The sequence below is a fragment of the Streptomyces cinereoruber genome, from assembly GCF_009299385.1.
Classification (GTDB): Bacteria; Actinomycetota; Actinomycetes; order Streptomycetales; family Streptomycetaceae; genus Streptomyces; species Streptomyces bikiniensis.
In genome coordinates, this window is sequence record NZ_CP023693.1 from 4679700 (window position 1) to 4699910 (window position 20211).

The following is a 20211-nucleotide window of genomic DNA, read 5'->3' on the forward strand; positions in this document are numbered from 1 at the left end:
CCGGGGGCCTACGGGGCGCCCGGCTTGTAGTGGCCGGGCGTCATCCGGGTGGTGACGCCGATCCGGTTCCAGGCGTTGATGGTGACGATCGCGGCGATCACCCGGGCCAGTTCGGTCTCCTCGAAGTGCGCGGCGGCGAGCGCGTACACCTCGTCGGGCACGAAGCCGTCCGTGAGGACGGTGACGGCCTCGGTCAGGGCGAGCGCCGCGAGCTCCCGCTCGGTGTAGAAGTGCCGGGACTCCTCCCAGGCGGAGAGCTGCACGATCCGCTCGACGCTCTCGCCCTCCGCGAGGGCGTCCTTGGTGTGCATGTCGACGCAGAACGCGCAGTGGTTGATCTGCGAGGCCCGGATCTTGATCAGGTGGTAGAGGGCGGGGTCGACGTCCTTGGCGGCGGCCGTCTCCAGGCGGACCATCGCCCGGTAGAACTCGGGGACCCGCTCGGCGAAGGGCATCCGGGGCGCGTGCTCGTGGGCGCGCTCGACGGTGGTGTGCGTACTGGTCATGGCGTCCACCGTAGGAGCCGGTTGGCGCAGGGGTATGGTCCATTTCCATGCCGAACGACTGGGCCACTTTCGGGGCCGACCTCCATCTGGAACTCCGCGGGACGCGCCTGCGCGCGGGGCTCATGGACGCCCTGCGGGAGGCGGTGCGCAGCGGGCGCCTGGAGGCGGGTACCCGGCTGCCGTCCTCCCGCTCGCTCGCCGCCGACCTCGGCACGGCCCGCAACACGGTGGCCGACGCGTACGCCGAGCTGGTCGCCGAGGGCTGGCTGACCGCCCGGCAGGGCTCCGGCACCCGGGTGGCCCGCCGGGCGGAGCCCCGGGACCGGCCGCGCCACCGGGCCCCCACCCCTCCGGCCACGGCCACCCCCGTCCACAACCTCAAGGCGGGCACCCCCGACCTCGCGGCCTTCCCCCGCGCCGACTGGCTCAAGGCGTACCGGCGGGCGCTCACCACCGCCCCCGACGAGGCCTTCGGGTACGGGGACCCGCGCGGCCGCCCCGAACTGCGCGCCGCGCTCGCCGAGTACCTGGCCCGCGCGCGGGGCGTGCACGCCCGGCCCGAACGGATCGTGGTCTGCGCGGGGTTCGCGCACGGCCTGACGCTGCTCGGGCAGGTGCTGCGGGACCGGGGGGTGCGGGCCGCGGCCGTGGAGCCGTACGGCCTGGGGCTGCACGCCGACGTGCTGGCCCGCGCGGGCCTGGACACCCCGGCCCTACTCCTGGACGAACGGGGCACGAGGGTCGAGGAGTTGCCGTCCCTCGCGGGCTGCGGGGCGGTCCTCATGACGGCGGCGCACCAGTTCCCGCTCGGCGGGGCGCTGCCCCCGGACCGGCGGGCGGCCGTCGTGGACTGGGCGCGGGCCTCGGGCGGCCTGGTCCTGGAGGACGACTACGACGGGGAGTTCCGCTACGACCGGCAGCCGGTGGGGGCGCTCCAGGGCCTCGACCCGGAGCGGGTCGTGTACCTCGGCACCGCGAGCAAGTCCCTCGCCCCCGGCCTGCGCCTGGCCTGGGCGGTCCTGCCGGAGGGCCTGGCGGACGAGGTGGCGGCGGCGAAGGGCACCGTGCACGGGGCGTCGAGCGCGCCGGACCAGCTGGCGTTCGCGGAGTTCCTGCGCTCGGGGGCGTACGACCGTCACGTACGGGCGATGCGGCTGCGCTACCGGCGACGGCGCGACCAGCTCGTGGCGGCGGTGGCCGCGCACGCGCCGGCGACCCGGGTCGGCGGCATCGCGGCGGGCCTGCACGCCGTCCTGACCCTCCCCCCGGGCACCGAACGCCCGACCCTGCGGGCCGCCGCCCGCCACGGCCTCGCCGTCCAGGGCGTCTCCCACTACCGCCGCCCCACCGCGGCCCCGTCCCCGGACGCCCTCGTCGTCGGCTACGCCACCCCGTCGGACAGCGCGTGGCCGGGCGCGCTGGAGGCGCTGTGCGGGGTGCTGCCGTGAGGCGCGCCCGCGCTGCTCCGCCGACGGTGAACTCCGGTCCGACGCCCACACCGAACTGGGGTACGTCGCGCTGGCCTTCGACCTCCACGGCGGACGCCGTGTGAGCGACCCCGAGGAGATGCTGGCCCGTTGCCTGCCGCTGCTCGCCGACCCCGACCGGATGCGGGGCATCGGCCACGCGGCGCTCGACGTGCTGCGCGCCGAACCGCGGATCGAACCCGACCGGATCGCCGCCATCGGCTACGGGACCGGGGACGCGATCGCGCTGGAACTCGGGCGCGACGGCGTCGACCTGCTCGCCGAGTGCCTGCCCGTGACGGAGTGATCCGGTCCGGTCCGCACGGGCTCAAGGCCGTCGGGTGCGGTGTTCGGTGAGGACTTCCCGGGCCGCCCGTACGAGGTGGGCGTTGTCCGTCGCGGGGGAGCCGTCCGGCAGGGTCAGGGTGTCCTCCAGGCCGATCCTGGTGGCCAGGCCCAGGGTGGTCGCCGCGTGCAGTACGGGCCAGGCGCCGCCGTCCTCGCCGTGCAGCAGCAGGGGTGCCGGGGGGTCGTCGCCCAGTTCCCGCAGCAGGGCCGTGGCGGTGGCCGTCGCCGTGGTCGGGTCGGTGTCGGTCACCTCGGCCAGGACCCGCAGCACCCGGTGGGCCGACGGCCAGGCGCGGAACCGGCGGGCGCCGTCGGTGCCCGACCAGACGCCGGCCTCGACGCCGATCCCACGCTCCAGCAGCGCGTCCGCCACCGCCTCGGCGCCCTCCTCGTGCCAGTTCACCGAGGCGTGGTCGGGCAGCACCGTCCAGGACCGGATCAGCCCGACCCGCTCCTGCGGGTCCGGCGCCGCCCAGGCCCCGGTGGTGACCCCGACCCGTACCCCCTCCGGTACGGCGGCCCGCACCGCGCCCACCGCCTCGCCGACCGCCCCGGGCCCCAGCGAGTCGCGGCCGTCGGCCCCTCGGGGGTGGAGGTGCACGTCCTCCGCCCCGGCCTCCACCGCCCGTACCGCCTCGGCCGCCAACTCGGCCGGACTCACCGGGATGTGACGGCCCTCGTCCCGACTCCGCACTCCGTTCAGGCACACCTGCAGCATGCGTCGAACTCTGCCAGACACCGTCGGCGCCCTCCACGGGGCGTGCGGCCCGGAGAAGTGGGCGCTGACGCCGTACGGGGCTACGGTGTACGGGCGTTCGGCCGGGAGGCGTCGTGCGAAGGATGCGGAGTGGTGGCGGTGAGCCGTGTCGGGCGGTGGCTGGTGGTGGGGGCGGTGCTGCTCGGCGTCGCCGGTGCCGTCGCCACCGAGATGCTCGAAGGCAGCACCCGGCCGGGGCCTCCCCTCGTCTGGGAATCCGTTACGACGCCCGCTCCCTGCGATCCGTCGGCGCTTCCCGGCACCGACGGACGGCCCGCCGACTTCGCCGCCGAGGCTGAGCCGGGGTCCGGGTCGGAGTCCGATCCGTGCGTGGCGGATTGAGGCCGCGGGCCTGAGGGGGGCCGTGCCCGCACATCCCCGGCGCGCCGGAGTCCGTCAGCGCACCCCGTCCCCGCACTCCGCCCGGAACAGGACCGCCCCCGGCGGCAGTTCGTCCGGGTGTCGGGCGGGTATCCGCAGGCACGCCTCGGGGGAGGCGTCCTCGGGCGGGTACTCCAGGGTGAGGCCGTTCAGTACGGTGACGTCCCCGTCGTGGTGCAGCTCCGCCGGCCGCGCGCCCTCGGGGAAGCGGCCGGCCAGGACGCCGAAGGCCACCGTGCCGTCGCCGTCGGCGACGCGCTCGCGGATCTCGAAGCGCCAGTGCGCGGCCGCGTCGGCCGGCAGCGACCTGCCCCTCCCGCCCAGGCCGGTGAGGAAGTCGGCGTGGGCGCGCAGATGGTGGGCGAGGGCGCAGCAGAGCCGCGTCGCGGTGCCGTCGGGTGCCGCCACCCGCTCGTACCCGGCGTGCGGGCGGAACCGCAGGGCCTCGTCGAGCAGCCCGAGCGCGGTGTCCCTCGCCGCCGGACGGCCCCGCCGGGCGATGTCCAGGAGCAGCGGGGCGGCGATCGCGGCCGCCGGGAACACCGAGCCGCTGTGGTCGTGGACGATCCCGCCGCAGCCGAGCAGCGCCCCGGCCTCCGCCGCCCGCACCAGGCTCGACGCCTCGGTGAGGATCCGCAGGCCGGGGGCGACGCGGTCCGGCTCGTACCATCCGGGAGGGCCCGGCACCGCGCCCCAGTCCACCGCTTCGATCTGCTCCAGCACGGTCGGATCCTCGCACGCGGCCGCTCCCCGTCCGGCTACCCGGGCTGATGCGAGCGCCCCGCCCCCGGCTCCGGCGCCTCCCCGAACCGCGCCAGCGTCAAGGACCCCGCCACCGCCACCGCGAAGCCGGTGACCGCGAGCCAGCCGAGGCCCGGGCGGGTGGTGTCCCCGAGCCAGGCCACCCCGACCGCCGCCGGGCCGATCGTCTCGCCGAGCACCATCCCCGCCGTCGCCGTAGTCACCGAGCCCCGCTGGAGCGCCGACGTCAGGAGCAGGAACGCCGCCCCGCCGCCCGTCAGCAGGGCGTACAGGGCCGGGTCCGTCAGGTCCACCCCGTCGAGCAGGCGGACCGCGACCTCCACCACCCCGAAGCCGAAGCCCGCGCCCAGGCCGAGGACGAGCGCGCGCGGGCGCTCCGGCAGCCGGCCGGCCGCCGCGCCGAGCAGCAGGATCCCGCCCACGACGGCCAGGAGCGCCCAGTCCAGGGCCGCCGGGCCCGTCCGGTGGCCCTCCCTGCCCGAGGCGAGGGCCAGCATCGCGAGCCCCGCGCAGACCACCGCCACCGCCGTCCGCTCCACCCGGCTCAGCCGCACCCGCAGCACCCGCGAGGCGACCACCGCCGTCACCGCCAGGCTCGCCGCGAGGGCCGCGCCCACCACGTAGACGGGCAGCGTCCGCAGGGCCACGACCTGGAGGACGAACCCCAGCCCGTCCAGGCAGAGACCGGCGAGATAGCGCCACTGCCGCACCGCCCGCCACAGCAGCGCGACGTCCACCCCGCCGCCCGTGCCCGGCTCCGAAGCGCGGGCCGCCACCGCCTGGAGGACGGAGGCCGTGCCGTAGCAGATGGCTGAAGCAAACGCACAAATCATCCCGAGGAGCACGAAATGACTCTAGGTCCTGCGACCGGAAAGCACCGGCCTAGACTGGCGGTCGCGGCATGTGTGACCGTGGGGTGCGCGGCCGCGAGGATCGCGACCGCGAAGGGGGAGGATGACAGGCATGCGGAGGCTGAGGTCGAGCACGGTGGTGCTCGGCGGGATGGGCGTCCTGGCGGCGACGATCACGGCGTGCGGTTCCGAACCGGACAAGCGGTGCGTGGACCCGCTGACCCGGGAGCAGCTGCCCCGTTACGAGTGCGACGGCAAAAGCAGCGGCAGCGGCACCAGCGGGAGCGGGACCACCGTCGCCACTCCCCGGGGCTCCTACTACTACGGCGGTTCCGTCAGCGACAACAAGGTGAGCGGCGGCAGCTTCAACAAGACCGCCGTCGACAGCGGCGGCTTCGGCTGCTCCCGCACCGGCGGCGGCTGAGGCGGGCCGGAGGCATGGAACGTCACACCACCGAGCCCCGCCCGGACTGGCAGCGGACGGTCGAGGAGCAGGGCGTCGTCTACCCGCTGACCCGCTACCCGGACGGCTCGCTGCGCCCGTACTGGGACGAGAGCGCGTACTACTCCTTCTCCCTGCCCGAGGTCGAGGCGCTGGAGGAGGTCGTCGAGGAGCTGCACGAGATGTCCCTCGCGGCCGCCGCGCACATCGTGGAGAAGGAACGTTTCGCGGAGCTCGGCGTCACCGACCCCCGGCTGGCCGGCCTGATCGCCGAGTCCTGGCGGCGACGCGACGAACTCCCCTCCGTGTACGGGCGGTTCGACCTCCACTACGACGGCACCGGGCCGGCCAGGATGCTGGAGTACAACGCCGACACGCCGACCTCCCTCGTGGAGGCCGCGAGCGCCCAGTGGTTCTGGATGGAGGAGCGGTTCCCCGGCGCCGACCAGTGGAACTCCCTCCACGAACGCCTCGTGGAGGCCTGGCGGAGCCAGGCCCACCTGCTGCCGCCCGGCCCCGTCCACTTCGCGCACTCGGAGGGCGACGAGCTCGGCGAGGACCTGATGACGGTCGCGTACCTGCGCGAGACCGCCCAGCAGGCCGGTCTGGAGACCGAGGCGCTCTCCGTCGAGCAGATCGGCTGGGACCGGCTCTCGGGCCGCTTCGTCGACGACCGGCTCCGCTTCCTCCGCAGCTGCTTCAAGCTCTACCCGTGGGAGTGGCTGACCACCGACCGCTTCGGCCCGCACGTCCTGGACACCCTCGACAACGGCGGCGGCACCGGCACCACCTGCTGGATCGAGCCCGCCTGGAAGATGCTGCTCTCCAACAAGGCGCTGCTCGCGATCCTGTGGGAGCTGTACCCGGGCCACCCCAACCTGCTGCCCGCCTACCTCGACGGGCCGCGCGAACTCGCCGCCACCACCGGCTGGGCCGCCAAACCGCTGCTCGGCCGCGAGGGCGAGGGCGTCACCCTGCACGAGGCCGGTACGGAGCCCTTCGTGCGGGACGGGGAGCCCTGCTGCTACCAGGGCCTCGCCCCGCTGCCCGACTTCGACGGCAACCGGGTGGTCCTCGGCGCGTGGGTCGTCCAGGACGAGGCGGCGGGCCTCGGCATCCGGGAGTCGGCGGGGCTCGTCACCGACGAGTACGCCCGCTTCCTGCCGCACGTGATCCTCTGACCGTCCCGCCGCGGGCTATTCGGGGACGTACTCCCTGAGCGGGGCGGGCCTCAGGCCCGCCTTCCCGGCCAGGTCCAGGGCCCGCTCCAGGTCCTGTTCCAGGGTCTCGTTGAAGTGCAGCAGGATGATGTCGCCGGCCTTGAGCTCCGGGGTCGGCGGGGCCCACTGGCCCCAGGTGGTGAGGTCGTGCGTCCAGGTCACCACGGCCTTCGCGCCGCAGGCGCGGGCGGCGGTCAGGGTGGTCGCGTCGTACGTGCCGTACGGCGGGCGCAGCAGCCGGGGCCCGTCGCCGAACCGGGCGAGGTGCTGGTCCCGGGCCCCGCAGAACTCCGCCTCCTGCCCGGCCGCGTCGAGCGTGGTCAGGTCCGGGTGGTTGACGGTGTGGTTCTCGACCCGGGAGGGGCCGTGGTCGAGCAGGGTGCGGAAGTACTCGGCGTCGTACGAGTACGCGCCGGGCAGCAGGAACAGCGAGGCGGGCACCCGCCGTTCGAGCAGCAGCTTCGCGGCGGCGGGGTCGTGGAACCAGCCGTCGTCGATGGTGATGAAGACGACCGGGTCGGTGGTCTCGACGTGTGAGACCACCGGGACGGGGGCGGGCCGGGCCGTCTCGGGGGCGGCCTGCGCGGGTCCCGTGACCGTGCCGACGAGCGCGAGCGGGACGAGGGCGGCGAGCGCGGCACGCACGGCGTGGCGCGAGCGGGGTCTCGGCATGGCCGCATCATTGGCCTAGACCAACTGTCGTGTCAATGGTCCGCGTTGGCCCGAACCGATGCCCCGCCCCCGCCGCCCCTTCCGGAACGGACCCGTCCCGAACCCCCTCAGCCCGCCAGCACCCCCCGCAACTGCTCGAGCCCCCAGTCCAGGTCCTCCTTCGAGATGACCAGCGGCGGGGCGATCCGGATCGTCGAGCCGTGGGTGTCCTTCACCAGGACGCCCCGGTCGAGCAGCCGCTCCGAGATCTCCCGGCCCGTGCCCTTCGACGGGGCGATGTCCACGCCCGCCCACAGCCCGCGCCCCCGCACCGCCTCCACCGCGCCGCCGCCCACCAGCAGCCCCAGCTCCGCGTGGAGGTGGTCGCCCAGCTCCGCCGCCCGCTCCTGGTACTCGCCCGTCCGCAGCATCGCGACCACCTCCAGGGCCACCGCGCACGCCAGCGGGTTCCCGCCGAAGGTCGAGCCGTGCTCGCCCGGCCGGAAGACCCCGAGCACGTCCCGGTCGGCCACCACCGCCGACACCGGCACCACCCCGCCGCCCAGCGCCTTCCCGAGCAGGTACACGTCCGGCACCACGCCCTCGTGGTCGCACGCGAACGTCCTCCCCGTACGCCCGAGGCCCGACTGGATCTCGTCCGCCACGAACAGCACGTTCCGCCGCCGGGTCAGCTCCCGCACCCCCGGCAGGTAGCCGGCCGGCGGCACCAGGACCCCCGCCTCGCCCTGGATCGGCTCCAGGAGCACCGCCACCGTGTTCTCCGTGACCGCCGCCTCCAGGGCCGTCAGGTCCCCGTACGGCACGATCTCGAACCCCGGCGTGTACGGCCCGAAGTGATCCCGCGCCTCGTGGTCCGTGGAGAAGCTCACGACCGTCGTCGTCCGGCCGTGGAAGTTGTTCGCCGCCACCACGATCTTCGCGTGCCCGTCCGGCACGCCCTTCACCTCGTACCCCCACTTCCGGGCCGTCTTGACGGCCGTCTCCACCGCCTCCGCCCCCGTGTTCATCGGCAGCACCGCCTCCTTGCCGCACAGCTCCGCGAGCCGCGCGCAGAAGTCGGCGAACCGGTCGTGGTGGAAGGCCCGCGAGGTCAGCGTCACCCGCTCCAGCTGGGCCTTCGCCGCGTCGATCAGACGCCGGTTGCCGTGCCCGAAGTTGAGCGCCGAGTACCCGGCGAGCAGATCGAGGTACCGGCGCCCCTCGACGTCGGTCATCCAGGCGCCGTCCGCCGAGGCGACGACGACCGGAAGGGGGTGGTAGTTGTGGGCGCTGTGCGCCTCCGCGGAGGCGATGGCGTCTTCTGTCCTCGACACGGGATCTCCGTTCGTCCTGCGGCCCGGGGTGGATGTGCCCCCTTTCCCTATCGTCGCTCGCGCACCGGACGGGGAAACCTCCGACACGGCACGCCCGCCGGGCCGCTACTCTGACGGCACGCACGGCGACTGGCGTACGGGGAAGCGACCCCGGGGGAGCCGTGCGCGGCAGACCGCACGAGGCGCCGCCCGCCTGGGCGTCCCGGGACCGACGTCCCGCGCGGCGCCGCGACCTCCTCGCCGTGCCCCGGGACACCGACCACGCCCGGAGGACACCACCGTGACCACCACCGCAGCCACGGACATCGCAGCCACCCACCCCGCCCTCTCCGCCGCCGACCCCGAACTCGCCGCCCTCGTCGGCGCCGAGGAACGGCTCCAGGCCGACACCCTGCGCCTCATCCCCAGCGAGAACTACGTCTCCGCCGCCGTCCTCGAAGCCTCCGGCACCGTCCTCCAGAACAAGTACAGCGAGGGCTACCCCGGCCGCCGCTACTACGAGGGCCAGCAGAACGTCGACCGGGTCGAGGCCCTCGCCGTCGCGCGCGCCAAGGCCCTCTTCGGCGCCGACCACGCCAACGTCCAGCCGTACTCCGGCTCCCCTGCCAACCTCGCCGTCTACCTCGCCTTCGCCGAGCCCGGCGACGCCGTCATGGGCATGGCCCTGCCCATGGGCGGCCACCTCACCCACGGCTGGGGCGTCTCCGCCACCGGCTCGTGGTTCCGGGGCGTCCAGTACGGCGTGCGCCGGGACACCGGGCTCGTCGACCTCGACGAGGTCCGCGACCTGGCCCTGAAGGAGCGCCCGAAGGTGATCTTCTGCGGCGGCACCGCCCTGCCCCGCACCGTCGACTTCGCCGCCTTCGGGGAGATCGCCCGCGAGGCCGGCGCCGTCCTCGTCGCCGACGTCGCCCACGTCGCGGGCCTGATCGCGGGCGGCGCCCACCCGTCCCCGGCCGGGCACGTGGACGTGATCTCCACGACCACCCACAAGACCCTGCGCGGCCCGCGCGGCGCCATGCTCCTGTCCCGCGAGGAGCACGCCAGGGCCCTCGACCGGGCCGTCTTCCCCGGCCTCCAGGGCGGCCCGCACAACCAGACCACCGCCGCCATCGCCGTCGCCCTGCGCGAGGCCGCCCAGCCCTCCTTCCGCACCTACGCCCACGCCGTCGTCGCCAACGCGAAGGCCCTAGCCGAGGCCCTCCTCGCCCGCGGCTTCGACCTGGTCTCCGGCGGCACCGACAACCACCTGATCCTGATGGACCTCACCTCCCGGCAGGTCCCCGGCAAGACCGCCGCCAAGGCCCTCGACCGGGCCGGGATCGTCGTCAACCACAACACCGTCCCCTACGACCCCCGGAAGCCCTTCGACCCCTCCGGCATCCGCATCGGCACCCCCGCCCTCACCTCCCGCGGCCTCGGCACCGCGCACATGCCGCGGGTCGCGGACTGGATCGACCGGGGCGTCACGGCCGCCGGCCGGGGCGACGAGGACGCCCTCGCCGCGATCCGCGCCGAGGTCGCCGACCTGATGGCCGCCTTCCCGGCCCCGGGCCTGCCCGTCTGACCCGACCGTCACCGAACGGGGGCGCGGACCGGCGCGCGCACTGTGTTCCTGGTCTCATCCACCACGGGCCACGGCCGCCGCGACCGGAACCGCGCCCCCGCGCGCGTACCACTGACGGACCGGTCGGGCGGGGACCGGTCCCGCACCTGAGAGAATGATGTGCATGGCCTTCGACAGTCCCCGTGTGCTCTCCGGAATCCAGCCCACCGCCGGCTCGTTCCACCTCGGCAACTACCTCGGCGCCGTCCGCCAGTGGGTCGCCCTCCAGGAGAGCCACGACGCCTTCTACATGGTCGTGGACCTGCACGCGATCACGGTCCCGCAGGACCCGGCCGAGCTGCGCGCCAACACCCGGCTCGCCGCCGCCCAGCTGCTCGCCGCCGGCCTCGACCCGGACCGCTGCACCCTCTTCGTCCAGAGCCACGTCCCCGAGCACACCCAGCTCGGCTGGGTCATGAACTGCCTCACCGGCTTCGGCGAGGCCTCCCGCATGACCCAGTTCAAGGACAAGTCCGCCAAGCAGGGTGCCGACCGCGCCACCGTCGGCCTCTTCACGTACCCGATCCTCCAGGTCGCCGACATCCTGCTCTACCAGGCGAACGAGGTCCCGGTCGGCGAGGACCAGCGCCAGCACATCGAGCTGACCCGCGACCTCGCGGAGCGGTTCAACGGGCGCTTCGGCGACACCTTCACCATCCCCTCGCCGTACATCCTGAAGGAGACGGCGAAGATCTACGACCTCCAGGACCCCTCGGTCAAGATGAGCAAGTCGGCGTCCACGCCGAAGGGCCTCATCAACCTCCTGGACGACCCGAAGGTCACCGCGAAGAAGGTCAAGAGCGCCGTCACCGACACCGACACGGTGATCCGCTTCGACCCGGAGAACAAGGCCGGCGTCTCCAACCTCCTCAGCATCCTGTCCACCCTCACCGGGAAGAGCGTCCCGGAGCTGGAGGAGGACTACGAGGGCAAGATGTACGGCGCGCTCAAGACGGACCTCGCCGAGGTGATGGTGGACTTCGTCACGCCGTTCCGGACCCGCACCCAGGAATACCTGGACGACCCGGAGACGCTGGACTCGGTCCTGGCCAAGGGCGCGGAGAAGGCCCGCGCGGTCGCCGCCGAGACCCTGGCGCAGACGTACGAGCGGATGGGCTTCCTGCCCGCCAAGCACTGAGCCATAGGACCCTGGCCACGAGGGTGGTGCAGGCCGCACACTGGCGGCTGCACCACCCGCGTGCCACCCGCGCACGCGACGCACCGACACGCACCGGCACGCACCGAGAACGACGGAGGAGAACGACGTGGGGACCGTAACGCTCGGCGTTTCGATCGCGGTCCCGGAGCCCTACGGCAGCCTGCTCCAGGAGCGGCGCGCCGGCTTCGGGGACCAGGCCGCGCACGGCATCCCCACCCACGTCACCCTCGTCCCGCCGACCGAGGTCCCCCGCGAGCGGCTGCCGGAGATCGAGGCCCACCTCGCGCACGTGGCCACCGGCTACCAGCCCTTCCCCGTGCGCCTCAAGGGCACCGGCACCTTCCGGCCGCTCTCCCCGGTGGTCTACGTGAAGCTGGCGGAGGGCGTCGCCCCCTGCGACCGGCTCCAGCAGCGGATCAGGGACGAGGCCGGGCCGCTCGTGCGCGAGCTCCAGTTCCCGTACCACCCGCACGTCACCGTGGCGCACGGCATCTCCGAGGAGGGGATGGACCGGGCGTACGAGGAGCTCGCCGGCTACGAGGCGGCCTGGACCTGCCGCTCCTTCGCGCTGTACGAGCAGGGCGCGGACCAGGTGTGGCGCAAGCTGTACGACTACGAGTTCGGCAGCGGCCATCCGACCCCCGCCGTCCCGGCCCAGGGCGGCAGCCCCGTCGACACGCCGACGCCGAGCGCCTGAGCCCGGGGCGGGCGTCTCACACCGGCAGCCGCCGGTACAGCGGCCTCGGCACGTGCCGCACCGCCGCCGTCACCATCCGCAGCGCCCCCGGCACCCACACCGTCTCCGAGCGGCGCCGCAGCCCCCGCTCGATCGCGCCCGCGACCTCCTCCGGAGTGGTCGCGAACGGCTCCTCCGGACGCCCCTCCGTCGCCCGCGAGCGCACGAACCCGGGCCGCACCACCATCACGTGCACCCTGGTGCCGTACAGCGCGTCCCCGAGCCCCTGGGCGAAGACGTCCAGGCCCGCCTTCGAGGAGCCGTAGATGAAGTCGGCGCGGCGGGCCCGCTCGGCCGCCACCGAGGAGAGCACCACCAGCGAGCCGTGCCCCTGCGCCTGGAGCGCGCCCGCGCACACCAGGCCCGCCGAGACGGCGCCGGTGTAGTTCGTCCCGGCGACCCGGGCGGCGGCGACCGGGTCGGACTCGTCGCGCGCCTGGTCGCCGAGGACCCCGAAGGCGAGCAGCACCACGTCCACGTCGCCCGCCGCGAAGACCGCCCCGAGCCGCTCCTCGTGCGACCCGGGGTCGAGCGCGTCGAAGGCGACCGTCCGCACCTCGGCCCCCAGCGTCCGCAGCGAGGCGGCGGAGGCGTCGAGGGCGGGGGAGGGGCGGCCGGCCAGGTGGACCATACGGGTGCGCCGGGCGATCGTCCGGCGGGCCGTGGCGAGCCCGATCGCGGAGGTGCCGCCGAGGACGAGCAGGGACTGCGGTGCGCCGAAGGCGTCTTTCATGGCGACTCCTGGAAGGCTCAGAGACCGAGACGGCGGGAGAGGTCCGAGACGAGCACGGACCCGGGATCGAGCGCGGCCCGCAGCGCCCGGAACTCGTCCAGCCGCGGGTACATCGCGGCCAGGACCTCCGGCCGCACCCGCGCGTCCCCGGCCAGGTGCACCCGGCCGCCCGCCTCCGCGACCTCCTCGTCGAGCGCGTCGAGGAAGGCCCCGAGCCCGGGGAGCCCGGTCGGCAGGCCGAGGGACAGGGACCAGCCGGGCAGCGCGAAGGAGAGCGGCCCGGGACCGCCCGGACCGAACCGCTGGAGGACGGCGGGCAGCACGGGCCAGCGCCGCCCCGCGATCCGCCGCACGATCCCCCGCAGCACCTCCTCCCGCCCGCACGGCAGGACGAAGCGGTACGGGACGGAGCCCCCGGGCCCGTACAGCCGGTTCCAGTGCGGGACGGCGTCGAGCGGGTGGAAGAAGCCGGACAGCGGCCGGAGCCGGCCGGTGGCGGCGCGGGGCGACGCCCGGTACCAGAGCGCGTTGAAGAGCCCGGCCGGGGTGCCGCCGAGCAGCCCGCCGGGGACGTACGGCGGCGCGGCGGGCAGCCGGGCGGGCCGGAAGGCGAGCGGCGCCCGGCGGGCCGGGTGGCGGCGGGGCAGCGCGTCGTACGGGGCGGGGTCGCCGCGCGTGAGGACGGCGCGGCCGGTGGCGGCGCCCCGGGCGAGCAGGTCGACCCGGGCGGTGGAGTACGCGTACCGGTGGTCGCCCCCGGCGAGCCGGGCGAGGAGGTCGTCCAGGTCGCGGGCCCGCTCGGTGTCCACGCGCACCAGGGAGGTCTCGACGGCCGGCAGCCGCAGGACGGCGGAGAGGATCACGCCGGTCAGGCCCATGCCGCCGGTGGTGGCGTCGAAGAGCGGGGTGCCGGGCCGGACGGTCCTGATCTCCCCGTCGGGGGTGAGGAGTTCGAGCGAGACCACGTGCCGGCCGAAGGAGCCGGCGACGTGCTGGTTCCCGCCGTGGACGTCGGCGGCGACCGCGCCGCCGACCGTCACGTACCGGGTGGCGGGCACGACCGGGACGAACCGGCCGAGCGGCAGCAGCACCTCCATCAGCCGGTGCAGGCTGACGCCCGCCTCGCAGTCCACGAGCCCGGCGCGCGCGTCGACGGCGCGGATCCGGTCGAGGCCGGTCATGTCGAGGACGGTGCCGCCGGCGTTCTGGGCGGCGTCGCCGTGGGCGCGCCCGAGACCGCGGGCGATCGCGCCCCGGGGGCCGGGGGCGCGCAGGGCGGCGGCCGCCTCGGCGGGACCGCGGGGCCGGTACACGCGCGCGAGGGTGGGGGCGGTGCGGCCCCAGCCGGTGAGGGCTTCGCAGTCGTCGTCCGGGACACGGGTCTCGACAGCCATGGAGCCGACCGTATAGGCGTCAATGTCACTTATGTCGGTATTGGACCGTCTTGCTTGGCGGTTCGTCGAAAGGGGTGACGATCCGACAGGAGGAAGGTCGGAAGAGCATCCCGACACCCGGGGCCATGTCGCTCGCGCATGCACCGGCCCGATGGGAGGATTCTCGTACTCCGGTCACCCGCGCAGCGCACGCATCGAGGGGTACACGCACGACATGGACTGGCTGACCAAGCTCCCCGTCATCGGCCCCTGGGTCGTCCGCCTCATGCGCACCCACGCATGGCGCGCGTACGAGACCCTGGACCGGGCCCACTGGACGCGACTCGCGGCGGCCATCACCTTCCTCTCCTTCCTCGCCCTCTTCCCGCTCATCACCGTCGCCGCCGCGGTCGGCGCCGCGCTCCTCAGCGACGAACAGCTCGACCGGATCGAGGAGAAGATCGGCGAGCAGGTCCCCGGCATCTCCGACCAGCTGAACATCGGCGGACTGGTCGACAACGCCGGCACCGTCGGGATCGTGGCCGGCGCCCTGCTCCTCTTCACCGGCATCAGCTGGATCGGCTCCATGCGGGAATGCCTGCGCGCGGTGTGGGGCCTGGACGACGTCGAGGGCAACCCGGTCCTGCTCAAGGGCAAGGACGCGCTGATCCTCGTCGGCCTCGGCGGCGTCGCCCTCGCCTCGCTCGCCGCCTCCTGGCTCGGCTCCACCGCCGTCGGCTGGAGCGCCGAACAGGTCGGCGTCTCCGAGGGCGGGGCGGGCGGAGTCCTGCTCCAGACCGCCGCCGTCCTCGTCGGCGTCGTCGCCGACTTCCTGATCCTGCTGTACGTCCTGACCCTGCTGCCCGGCGTCGAACCGCCCCGCCGGGACCTGGTGGTGGCCTCGCTGATGGGCGCGGTCGGCTTCGAACTCCTCAAGCTGCTTCTCGGCGGCTACATGAAGGGGGTCGCGGCGAAGTCGATGTACGGGGCGTTCGGCGTCCCCGTCGCCCTGCTCCTCTGGATCAACCTCACCGCGAAACTGCTGCTGTTCTGCGCGGCGTGGACGGCGGCGGCCGCGGCGGCGTCCGAGCCTCGGGAGGAGGCGGCGGGGGAGCCGAACGAGACTAGCGACCCGGCTCCTGCTTCGGCTCCGCCTCCGGACCCGGCTCAGGGTCCGGCCCCTGCCCCCGGCCGCGGAGACGTGCCGCCGTCACGGCCGACGGCCAGCGGCGGTTGACCAGGAACACGGCGCCGGCGAGGAGCACGAGGACCCCGCCCGCCACGGCCAGCGCGGTGCCGACCCCGCCGGTCCTCCCGGCCGCGACCGCCTGGACGGGCTGCGCGGGGGCGTTCCCGCCGCCCGCCGACTCCGCCGCGCCGACGGGCGTGGGCGACTTCGTACGGGCCGAGAGCGGCGGCACCAGCTCGCCCACCGGCTCCACCTTCCCGAGCGACGCGAAGCCCCAGTCGAACAGCCGGGCGGTCTCCCGGTAGACCGCGTGCTGCTCCTTCGAGGAGGGGTTCATCACGGTGACGAGCAGGACCCGGCCGTTCCGCTCGGCGACTCCGGTGAAGGTCGCGCCCGCGTGCGTGGTGTTGCCGTTCTTGACCCCGGCGATGCCCTGGTACGGCGGAACGCCGAAGTCGCCGGTGAGCAGGCGGTTGGTGTTCTGGATCTCGAAGGTCCCGCGCTTCTTCTCGCCGGGCTTCTGTATGCCGGGGAAGGCGGCGCGGACCGTGGCGGCGTACTCGCGGAAGTCCGGCTTCGTCATGCCGCTGCGGGCGATGAGGGTGAGGTCGTACGCGGAGGAGACCTGGCCCGGGGCGTCGTAGCCGTCCGGAGTGACCACCTTGGTGTCGAGCGCCTGGAGCTCGACCGCCTGGGCGTTCATGTCCTGCACGGTCTGCTGGAGGCCGTTGTTCATCTGGGTCAGGACGTGCACGGCGTCATTGCCGGAGCGCAGGAAGACGCCGAGCCACAGGTCGTGGACGCTGTAGGTCTGCTTCTCCTTGACGCCGACCAGGCTGGAGCCCTCGCCTATGCCCGCCAGGTCCTGGCTGGTGACCAGGTGGTTCCGCGTCTTGGGGAACTTCGGCAGCAGGGTGTCCGCGAAGAGCATCTTCAGGGTGGAGGCGGGGGCGAGCGGCCAGTGCGCGTTGTGCGCGGCGAGCACCTGGCCGCTCTCCGCGTCCGCGACGATCCAGGACCGGGCCGACAGCTCCTTGGGCAGCACGGGCGCCCCGGCCTTGAGCCGCACCTGCGTACCGGGCCTGCCGAGCAGCGCACCGCCGACCTCGGACATGACGGCGGGAGGCTTGGGCTGCGTGTCCTGGACGACCTTCTCGTCCTTCCCGTCCGCGTGGGCCGGCGGCGCGGCGAGGGCGAGCGGAAGGAACACAGCAGCGGCGACCGCCCAGGCGGTCTTCTTCGAAGCAGACACGGTCGTGAACGTACAGGTACGGAACAGGGACCCGAACCCCGGCAGGCCGTTCGAACCCACCCGTCCACCCGGACGCGGGGGCCGGGGGGCCGACGGTGATACTGGGGCCATGAAGCTCAGCCGTCGCGTCTCCTGGTTCCTGCTCGCGTTCGGGGTGTGGAGTTGGTTCATCTGGATCACCTTCGTCAAGAACCTCTGGAACGACGGGAGCGGCCTCGCCTTCGACGACGCGGGCGACCCGACGGCCTACTTCTGGGTTCATCTGCTGCTTGCCGTCACGTCCTTTGTCCTGGGGACGGTGATCGGCGTCCTCGGGTTGCGCGGGGTGCGCGCCGCGCGCCGCACCGGCGCCTAGAAGAAGTAAGGAGTTCCGGGGCGTGGTCGTCTTCCTGCTGGTCCTGGTCGTGGTCCTCGCGCTGCTCGGCGGCGTCCACTGGTACGTGTGGCGGCGGCTCGTCCGGGACGTGACGGCGCCCGGGGGGCTGCCGCGCCGGATCGGCACGGCCGCCGTCGTGGTCCTGCCGCTGCTCTCGCTCGGGGCCCTGGTCTCCGCCCGGGCGGGCGTGCCCTTCCCGGTCCAGCAGGTGATCGCCTGGCCGGGGCAGATGTGGCTCGCCGTCCTCCTGTACCTGGTCCTGGCCCTGGTGGTGGGCGAGGCCGTCCGCCCGCTCCTGCGCGCCTGGCTCGCCCGCCGGGCGCCCGCCGCCGCGGCCGCCCCCGCGCCCGCTCCGGCGGTCCCCGAGGCCGTACCGGTGCCGGCCGCGGCGACCGAGCCCCTGACCGAGACGGCCCCGGCCGCCCCGGACGCCGCCACCGCGACTCCGGTCGGCCCGGAAACCCCCACCGACGTCTCCCGCCGTCTCTTCGTCTCCCGGGTCGTCGGCGGCACCGCCGCCGCCGTCGCGCTCGGGACCGTCGGGTACGGGACGTACGGCGTGCTGCGCGGGCCCCGCGTCAAGCGGGTCACCGTGCCGCTCGCCAAGATCCCGCGCGCCGCGCACGGCTACCGGATCGCCGTCGTGTCCGACATCCACCTGGGCCCGATCCTGGGCCGCGCCCACACCCAGCGCATCGTGGACGCGATCAACTCGACCCAGCCCGACCTGATCGCGGTCGTCGGCGACCTGGTCGACGGCACCGTCGAGAACCTCGGCCCCGCCGCCGAGCCGCTCGCCCGGCTCCGCGCCCGCCACGGCTCCTTCTTCGTGACCGGGAACCACGAGTACTTCTCGGGCGCCGACGCCTGGGTCGACCACGTCCGCGAGCTCGGCCTGCGCCCGCTGCGCAACGAGCGCCTGGAGATAGCGGCCGGCTTCGACCTCGCCGGCGTCGATGACGTCGCGGGCGAGAGCGAGGGCCAGGGGCCCGACTTCGTCCGTGCCCTCGGCGACCGCGACCGGGCCCGCGCCGCCGTCCTCCTCGCGCACCAGCCGATCGTCGTCCACGACGCCGTGCGCCACGGCGTGGACCTCCAGCTCTCCGGCCACACCCACGGCGGCCAGCTCTGGCCCGGCAACCTCCTCGCCGAACTGGCCAACCCGACCGTCGCCGGGCTCGAACGGTACGGCGACACCCAGCTCTACGTCTCCCGGGGCGCGGGCGCCTGGGGACCCCCGGTCCGGGTCGGCGCGCCCTCCGACATCACCGTCGTCGAACTCGCCTCGAAACAGGCTTAAACGGGATTGGTCACTCCCTGCACTGAGAGTGATACATGCTGCTCATCGGCTTAAATTCTCATATCCCGGACATATACCTGTGGTGTGAAGGTTTTCTCTTCCGATTGTGAAACCCGTGTGATGGGATGACCGCATCGTGGCGTTTCGGGGGGACGCCACAGCTGGGGTGGTACCAAAAAAAGGAAGCACGGCAATGCGGTCGACGGTCCGTCTGCGGATCCTCATCACTTGTGGAGTACTGGTGGCGGCCGGAGCGGGGGGCTGGCAACTCCTGCCCTCCGACGGCGTCCGGACCGATCCGATCACCGTCGGCACCACCGACGGGGTCACTTCACTGGACCCGGCCGGCGCCTACGACGCCGGATCCTGGGCGATCTACAGCAACATCTACCAGTCGCTGCTCACCTTCAAGCCGGGCTTCACCGAGCCGGTCCCGGACGCCGCCGAGAGCTGCGGGTTCGTGGGCTCCGGGCTCACCACGTACCGGTGCACGCTCCGCGACGACCTCACCTTCTCCAACGGGCGCAAGATGACCGCCGAGGACGTCGAGTACTCCTTCGAGCGGATGCTGGGCATCAAGACGGACGTCGGTCCGCAGCCCCTCTTCCCGACCCTGAAGAGCGTCGACTCCGAGGGCCGCACCGTCACCTTCCACCTCAGCGCCAAGGACGTCACGTTCCCGCTGAAGCTGGCCACCGGCGCCGGTTCGATCGTGGACCGAGAGCGCTACCCGGACAAGGCGCTGCGCCCCGACGAGGCGGTCGACGGCTCGGGGCCGTACGTCCTCAAGGAGTACAAGCCGGGCGAGTCCGCCCTCCTGGAGCCCAACCCCAGGTACAAGGGCTCCATCACCAAGGCCGGCCGCCCGGTCCTCGTGAAGTACTACGCCAAGTCCGAGGACCTCGCCAGCGCCTGGAAGGCGAAGGACGTCCAGGTGACGCACCGGCAGCTCCCGCCGGAGTTCGTCTCCACGCTGGAGACCTCGGACGGCACCCGGGTCACCGAGGCGGAGAGCGCCGAGATCCGCAACATCAACTTCAACGTCCGGCCCGGCTCGCCCATGGCGGACAAGGCCGTGCGGCAGGCCGTCGCGGCGGTCCTCGACCGCCCGGCGATCACCACCGGCCCCCACAAGGGCACGGTCGAGCCGCTGTACTCCCTCATCCCGCAGGGCTTCGTCGGCCACAGCACCGCGTTCTACGACCTCTATCCGGAGCCGAGCGGCAAGAAGGCGGCGCAGATCCTGAAGGCGGCCGGGGTCAAGACTCCGGTGAAGTTCACCTTCGGCTTCCGCAAGGGCGACATCTACGTCGCCGAGACCGCCGAGATCGAGCGGCAGCTGGAGGAGACCGGCCTCTTCGAGGTCGAGACCGTCGAGGTCAAGTGGGAGGACTTCCAGAAGCAGTACGCGAAGGGCGACTTCGACGCGTACACCGTCGGCTGGCTCCCCGACTTCCCCGACTCCGACAGCTTCACCGCGCCGCTCGTCGGCACCGGGAACACCCTGCACAACGGGTTCTCCAGCAAGCGGATCGACTCCCTGATCGCCTCGACGCAGCGCTACAGCGACCGCTCCAAGGCGACGAACGACTTCAGGGCCATCCAGACCGAGGTCGCCACCGACGTCCCGCTCGTGCCGCTGTGGCAGAAGAAGGACTACGTCCTCTCCACGGACGCGGTCGCGGGCTCCCAGTACCTGACGGACGGCACCGGCATCTGGCGCCTGTGGGAACTGAACTGGATCTAGCCGGAACCCGTGGGGCCGTACT

Annotated in this window: 20 protein-coding genes, 1 pseudogene and 1 riboswitch; of the genes and pseudogenes, 12 read left to right on the plus strand and 9 right to left on the minus strand. The window is 73.8% G+C overall.

Translation table 11 applies throughout. From position 1 onward, the window contains the following. Window positions 1-8: 8 nt before the first annotated feature. Complete coding sequence (locus CP977_RS21195; RefSeq protein WP_152370651.1) at window positions 9-506, minus strand: carboxymuconolactone decarboxylase family protein; 498 nt, start codon at window positions 504-506, stop codon at window positions 9-11. Window positions 507-553: 47 nt separating this feature from the next. On the opposite strand from CP977_RS21195, the gene pdxR reads away from it, so the two are divergent. Further along, window positions 554-1954, plus strand: coding sequence for a MocR-like pyridoxine biosynthesis transcription factor PdxR (pdxR, locus tag CP977_RS21200; RefSeq protein WP_152370652.1), 1401 nt, complete (start codon window positions 554-556; stop codon window positions 1952-1954). A 34-nt stretch (window positions 1955-1988) separates the two neighbouring features. Further along, window positions 1989-2255: pseudogene (locus CP977_RS21205) on the plus strand (dienelactone hydrolase family protein); the annotation flags it as partial. A gap of 45 nt (window positions 2256-2300) precedes the next feature. On the opposite strand, the gene CP977_RS21210 reads toward CP977_RS21205, so the two are convergent. Beyond that, window positions 2301-3038 (minus strand): 3-keto-5-aminohexanoate cleavage protein, encoded by a 738-nt coding sequence (locus tag CP977_RS21210; protein ID WP_152370653.1) that lies wholly within the window; start codon window positions 3036-3038, stop codon window positions 2301-2303. 129 nt (window positions 3039-3167) lie between these two features. Here CP977_RS21210 and CP977_RS21215 point away from each other — a divergent pair, with 129 nt between their 5' ends. Further along, window positions 3168-3419, plus strand: a complete 252-nt coding sequence (locus tag CP977_RS21215; protein WP_062752610.1) for a hypothetical protein — start codon at window positions 3168-3170, stop codon at window positions 3417-3419. Between the two features lie 54 nt (window positions 3420-3473). On the opposite strand, the gene CP977_RS21220 is transcribed toward CP977_RS21215, so the two are convergent. Both CP977_RS21220 and CP977_RS21225 read right to left on the minus strand, forming a co-directional pair. Continuing rightward, complete coding sequence (locus CP977_RS21220) at window positions 3474-4181, minus strand: hypothetical protein (protein ID WP_062752609.1); 708 nt, start codon at window positions 4179-4181, stop codon at window positions 3474-3476. Between the two features lie 35 nt (window positions 4182-4216). Further along, the gene (locus CP977_RS21225) at window positions 4217-5053 is read right to left on the minus strand and encodes a DMT family protein (RefSeq protein ID WP_062756916.1); all 837 of its coding nucleotides are present in this window, start codon (window positions 5051-5053) and stop codon (window positions 4217-4219) included. 130 nt (window positions 5054-5183) lie between these two features. Between CP977_RS21225 and CP977_RS21230 the strand changes: the two genes are divergently transcribed. Both CP977_RS21230 and CP977_RS21235 read left to right on the plus strand, forming a co-directional pair. Next, window positions 5184-5495 (plus strand): hypothetical protein, encoded by a 312-nt coding sequence (locus tag CP977_RS21230; protein ID WP_062752608.1) that lies wholly within the window; start codon window positions 5184-5186, stop codon window positions 5493-5495. Between the two features lie 14 nt (window positions 5496-5509). Next, on the plus strand, window positions 5510-6694 hold the full coding sequence (locus CP977_RS21235; protein WP_062752607.1) for a glutathionylspermidine synthase family protein: 1185 nt from the start codon (window positions 5510-5512) through the stop codon (window positions 6692-6694). Window positions 6695-6709: 15 nt separating this feature from the next. Here the strand turns inward: CP977_RS21235 and CP977_RS21240 are convergent, their stop codons facing one another. Both CP977_RS21240 and rocD read right to left on the minus strand, forming a co-directional pair. Beyond that, window positions 6710-7405 (minus strand): polysaccharide deacetylase family protein, encoded by a 696-nt coding sequence (locus CP977_RS21240; RefSeq protein ID WP_062752606.1) that lies wholly within the window; start codon window positions 7403-7405, stop codon window positions 6710-6712. A gap of 107 nt (window positions 7406-7512) precedes the next feature. Further along, a complete protein-coding gene (gene rocD / locus CP977_RS21245) occupies window positions 7513-8718 on the minus strand; it encodes an ornithine--oxo-acid transaminase (RefSeq protein WP_062752605.1) in 1206 nt (401 codons plus the stop codon). Window positions 8719-8833: 115 nt separating this feature from the next. Continuing rightward, window positions 8834-8924, plus strand: a riboswitch (ZMP/ZTP riboswitch). Between the two features lie 74 nt (window positions 8925-8998). On the opposite strand from rocD, the gene CP977_RS21250 reads away from it, so the two are divergent. The 3 genes from CP977_RS21250 to CP977_RS21260 all read left to right on the plus strand — a co-directional run bounded on the left by CP977_RS21250 (window position 8999) and on the right by CP977_RS21260 (window position 12180). Further along, the gene (locus tag CP977_RS21250; protein WP_062752604.1) at window positions 8999-10285 is read left to right on the plus strand and encodes a serine hydroxymethyltransferase; all 1287 of its coding nucleotides are present in this window, start codon (window positions 8999-9001) and stop codon (window positions 10283-10285) included. Between the two features lie 163 nt (window positions 10286-10448). Continuing rightward, window positions 10449-11462, plus strand: a complete 1014-nt coding sequence (gene trpS / locus CP977_RS21255) for a tryptophan--tRNA ligase (RefSeq protein ID WP_152370654.1) — start codon at window positions 10449-10451, stop codon at window positions 11460-11462. A gap of 127 nt (window positions 11463-11589) precedes the next feature. Continuing rightward, window positions 11590-12180, plus strand: a complete 591-nt coding sequence (locus CP977_RS21260) for a 2'-5' RNA ligase family protein (protein ID WP_062752602.1) — start codon at window positions 11590-11592, stop codon at window positions 12178-12180. Window positions 12181-12196: 16 nt separating this feature from the next. Here the strand turns inward: CP977_RS21260 and dprE2 are convergent, their stop codons facing one another. Together dprE2 and dprE1 are read right to left on the minus strand one after the other, a co-directional pair. Continuing rightward, window positions 12197-12952 carry a decaprenylphospho-beta-D-erythro-pentofuranosid-2-ulose 2-reductase gene (gene dprE2, locus CP977_RS21265; RefSeq protein ID WP_152370655.1) on the minus strand — a complete coding sequence of 252 codons (756 nt, stop codon included), beginning with the start codon at window positions 12950-12952 and terminating at the stop codon, window positions 12197-12199. A 17-nt stretch (window positions 12953-12969) separates the two neighbouring features. Next, entirely contained in the window at window positions 12970-14346 is a 1377-nt protein-coding gene (dprE1, locus tag CP977_RS21270) for an FAD-binding oxidoreductase (RefSeq protein WP_152370656.1), read from the minus strand. A gap of 214 nt (window positions 14347-14560) precedes the next feature. Between dprE1 and CP977_RS21275 the strand changes: the two genes are divergently transcribed. Beyond that, complete coding sequence (locus tag CP977_RS21275) at window positions 14561-15562, plus strand: YihY/virulence factor BrkB family protein (RefSeq protein ID WP_152370657.1); 1002 nt, start codon at window positions 14561-14563, stop codon at window positions 15560-15562. On the opposite strand, the gene CP977_RS21280 is transcribed toward CP977_RS21275, so the two are convergent. Further along, window positions 15450-16766, minus strand: a complete 1317-nt coding sequence (locus CP977_RS21280) for a D-alanyl-D-alanine carboxypeptidase family protein (protein ID WP_229991400.1) — start codon at window positions 16764-16766, stop codon at window positions 15450-15452. The two genes, CP977_RS21275 and CP977_RS21280, sit on opposite strands and share 113 nt — an antisense overlap. A 109-nt stretch (window positions 16767-16875) precedes the next feature. Between CP977_RS21280 and CP977_RS21285 the strand changes: the two genes are divergently transcribed. The 3 genes from CP977_RS21285 to CP977_RS21295 all read left to right on the plus strand — a co-directional run bounded on the left by CP977_RS21285 (window position 16876) and on the right by CP977_RS21295 (window position 20189). Further along, window positions 16876-17121, plus strand: a complete 246-nt coding sequence (locus CP977_RS21285; protein WP_109185214.1) for an SCO4848 family membrane protein — start codon at window positions 16876-16878, stop codon at window positions 17119-17121. Between the two features lie 22 nt (window positions 17122-17143). Then, a complete protein-coding gene (locus CP977_RS21290; RefSeq protein ID WP_062752586.1) occupies window positions 17144-18442 on the plus strand; it encodes a metallophosphoesterase in 1299 nt (432 codons plus the stop codon). A gap of 193 nt (window positions 18443-18635) precedes the next feature. Then, window positions 18636-20189, plus strand: coding sequence for an ABC transporter substrate-binding protein (locus CP977_RS21295; RefSeq protein ID WP_062752585.1), 1554 nt, complete (start codon window positions 18636-18638; stop codon window positions 20187-20189). The last annotated feature ends 22 nt before the right edge of the window (window positions 20190-20211 follow it).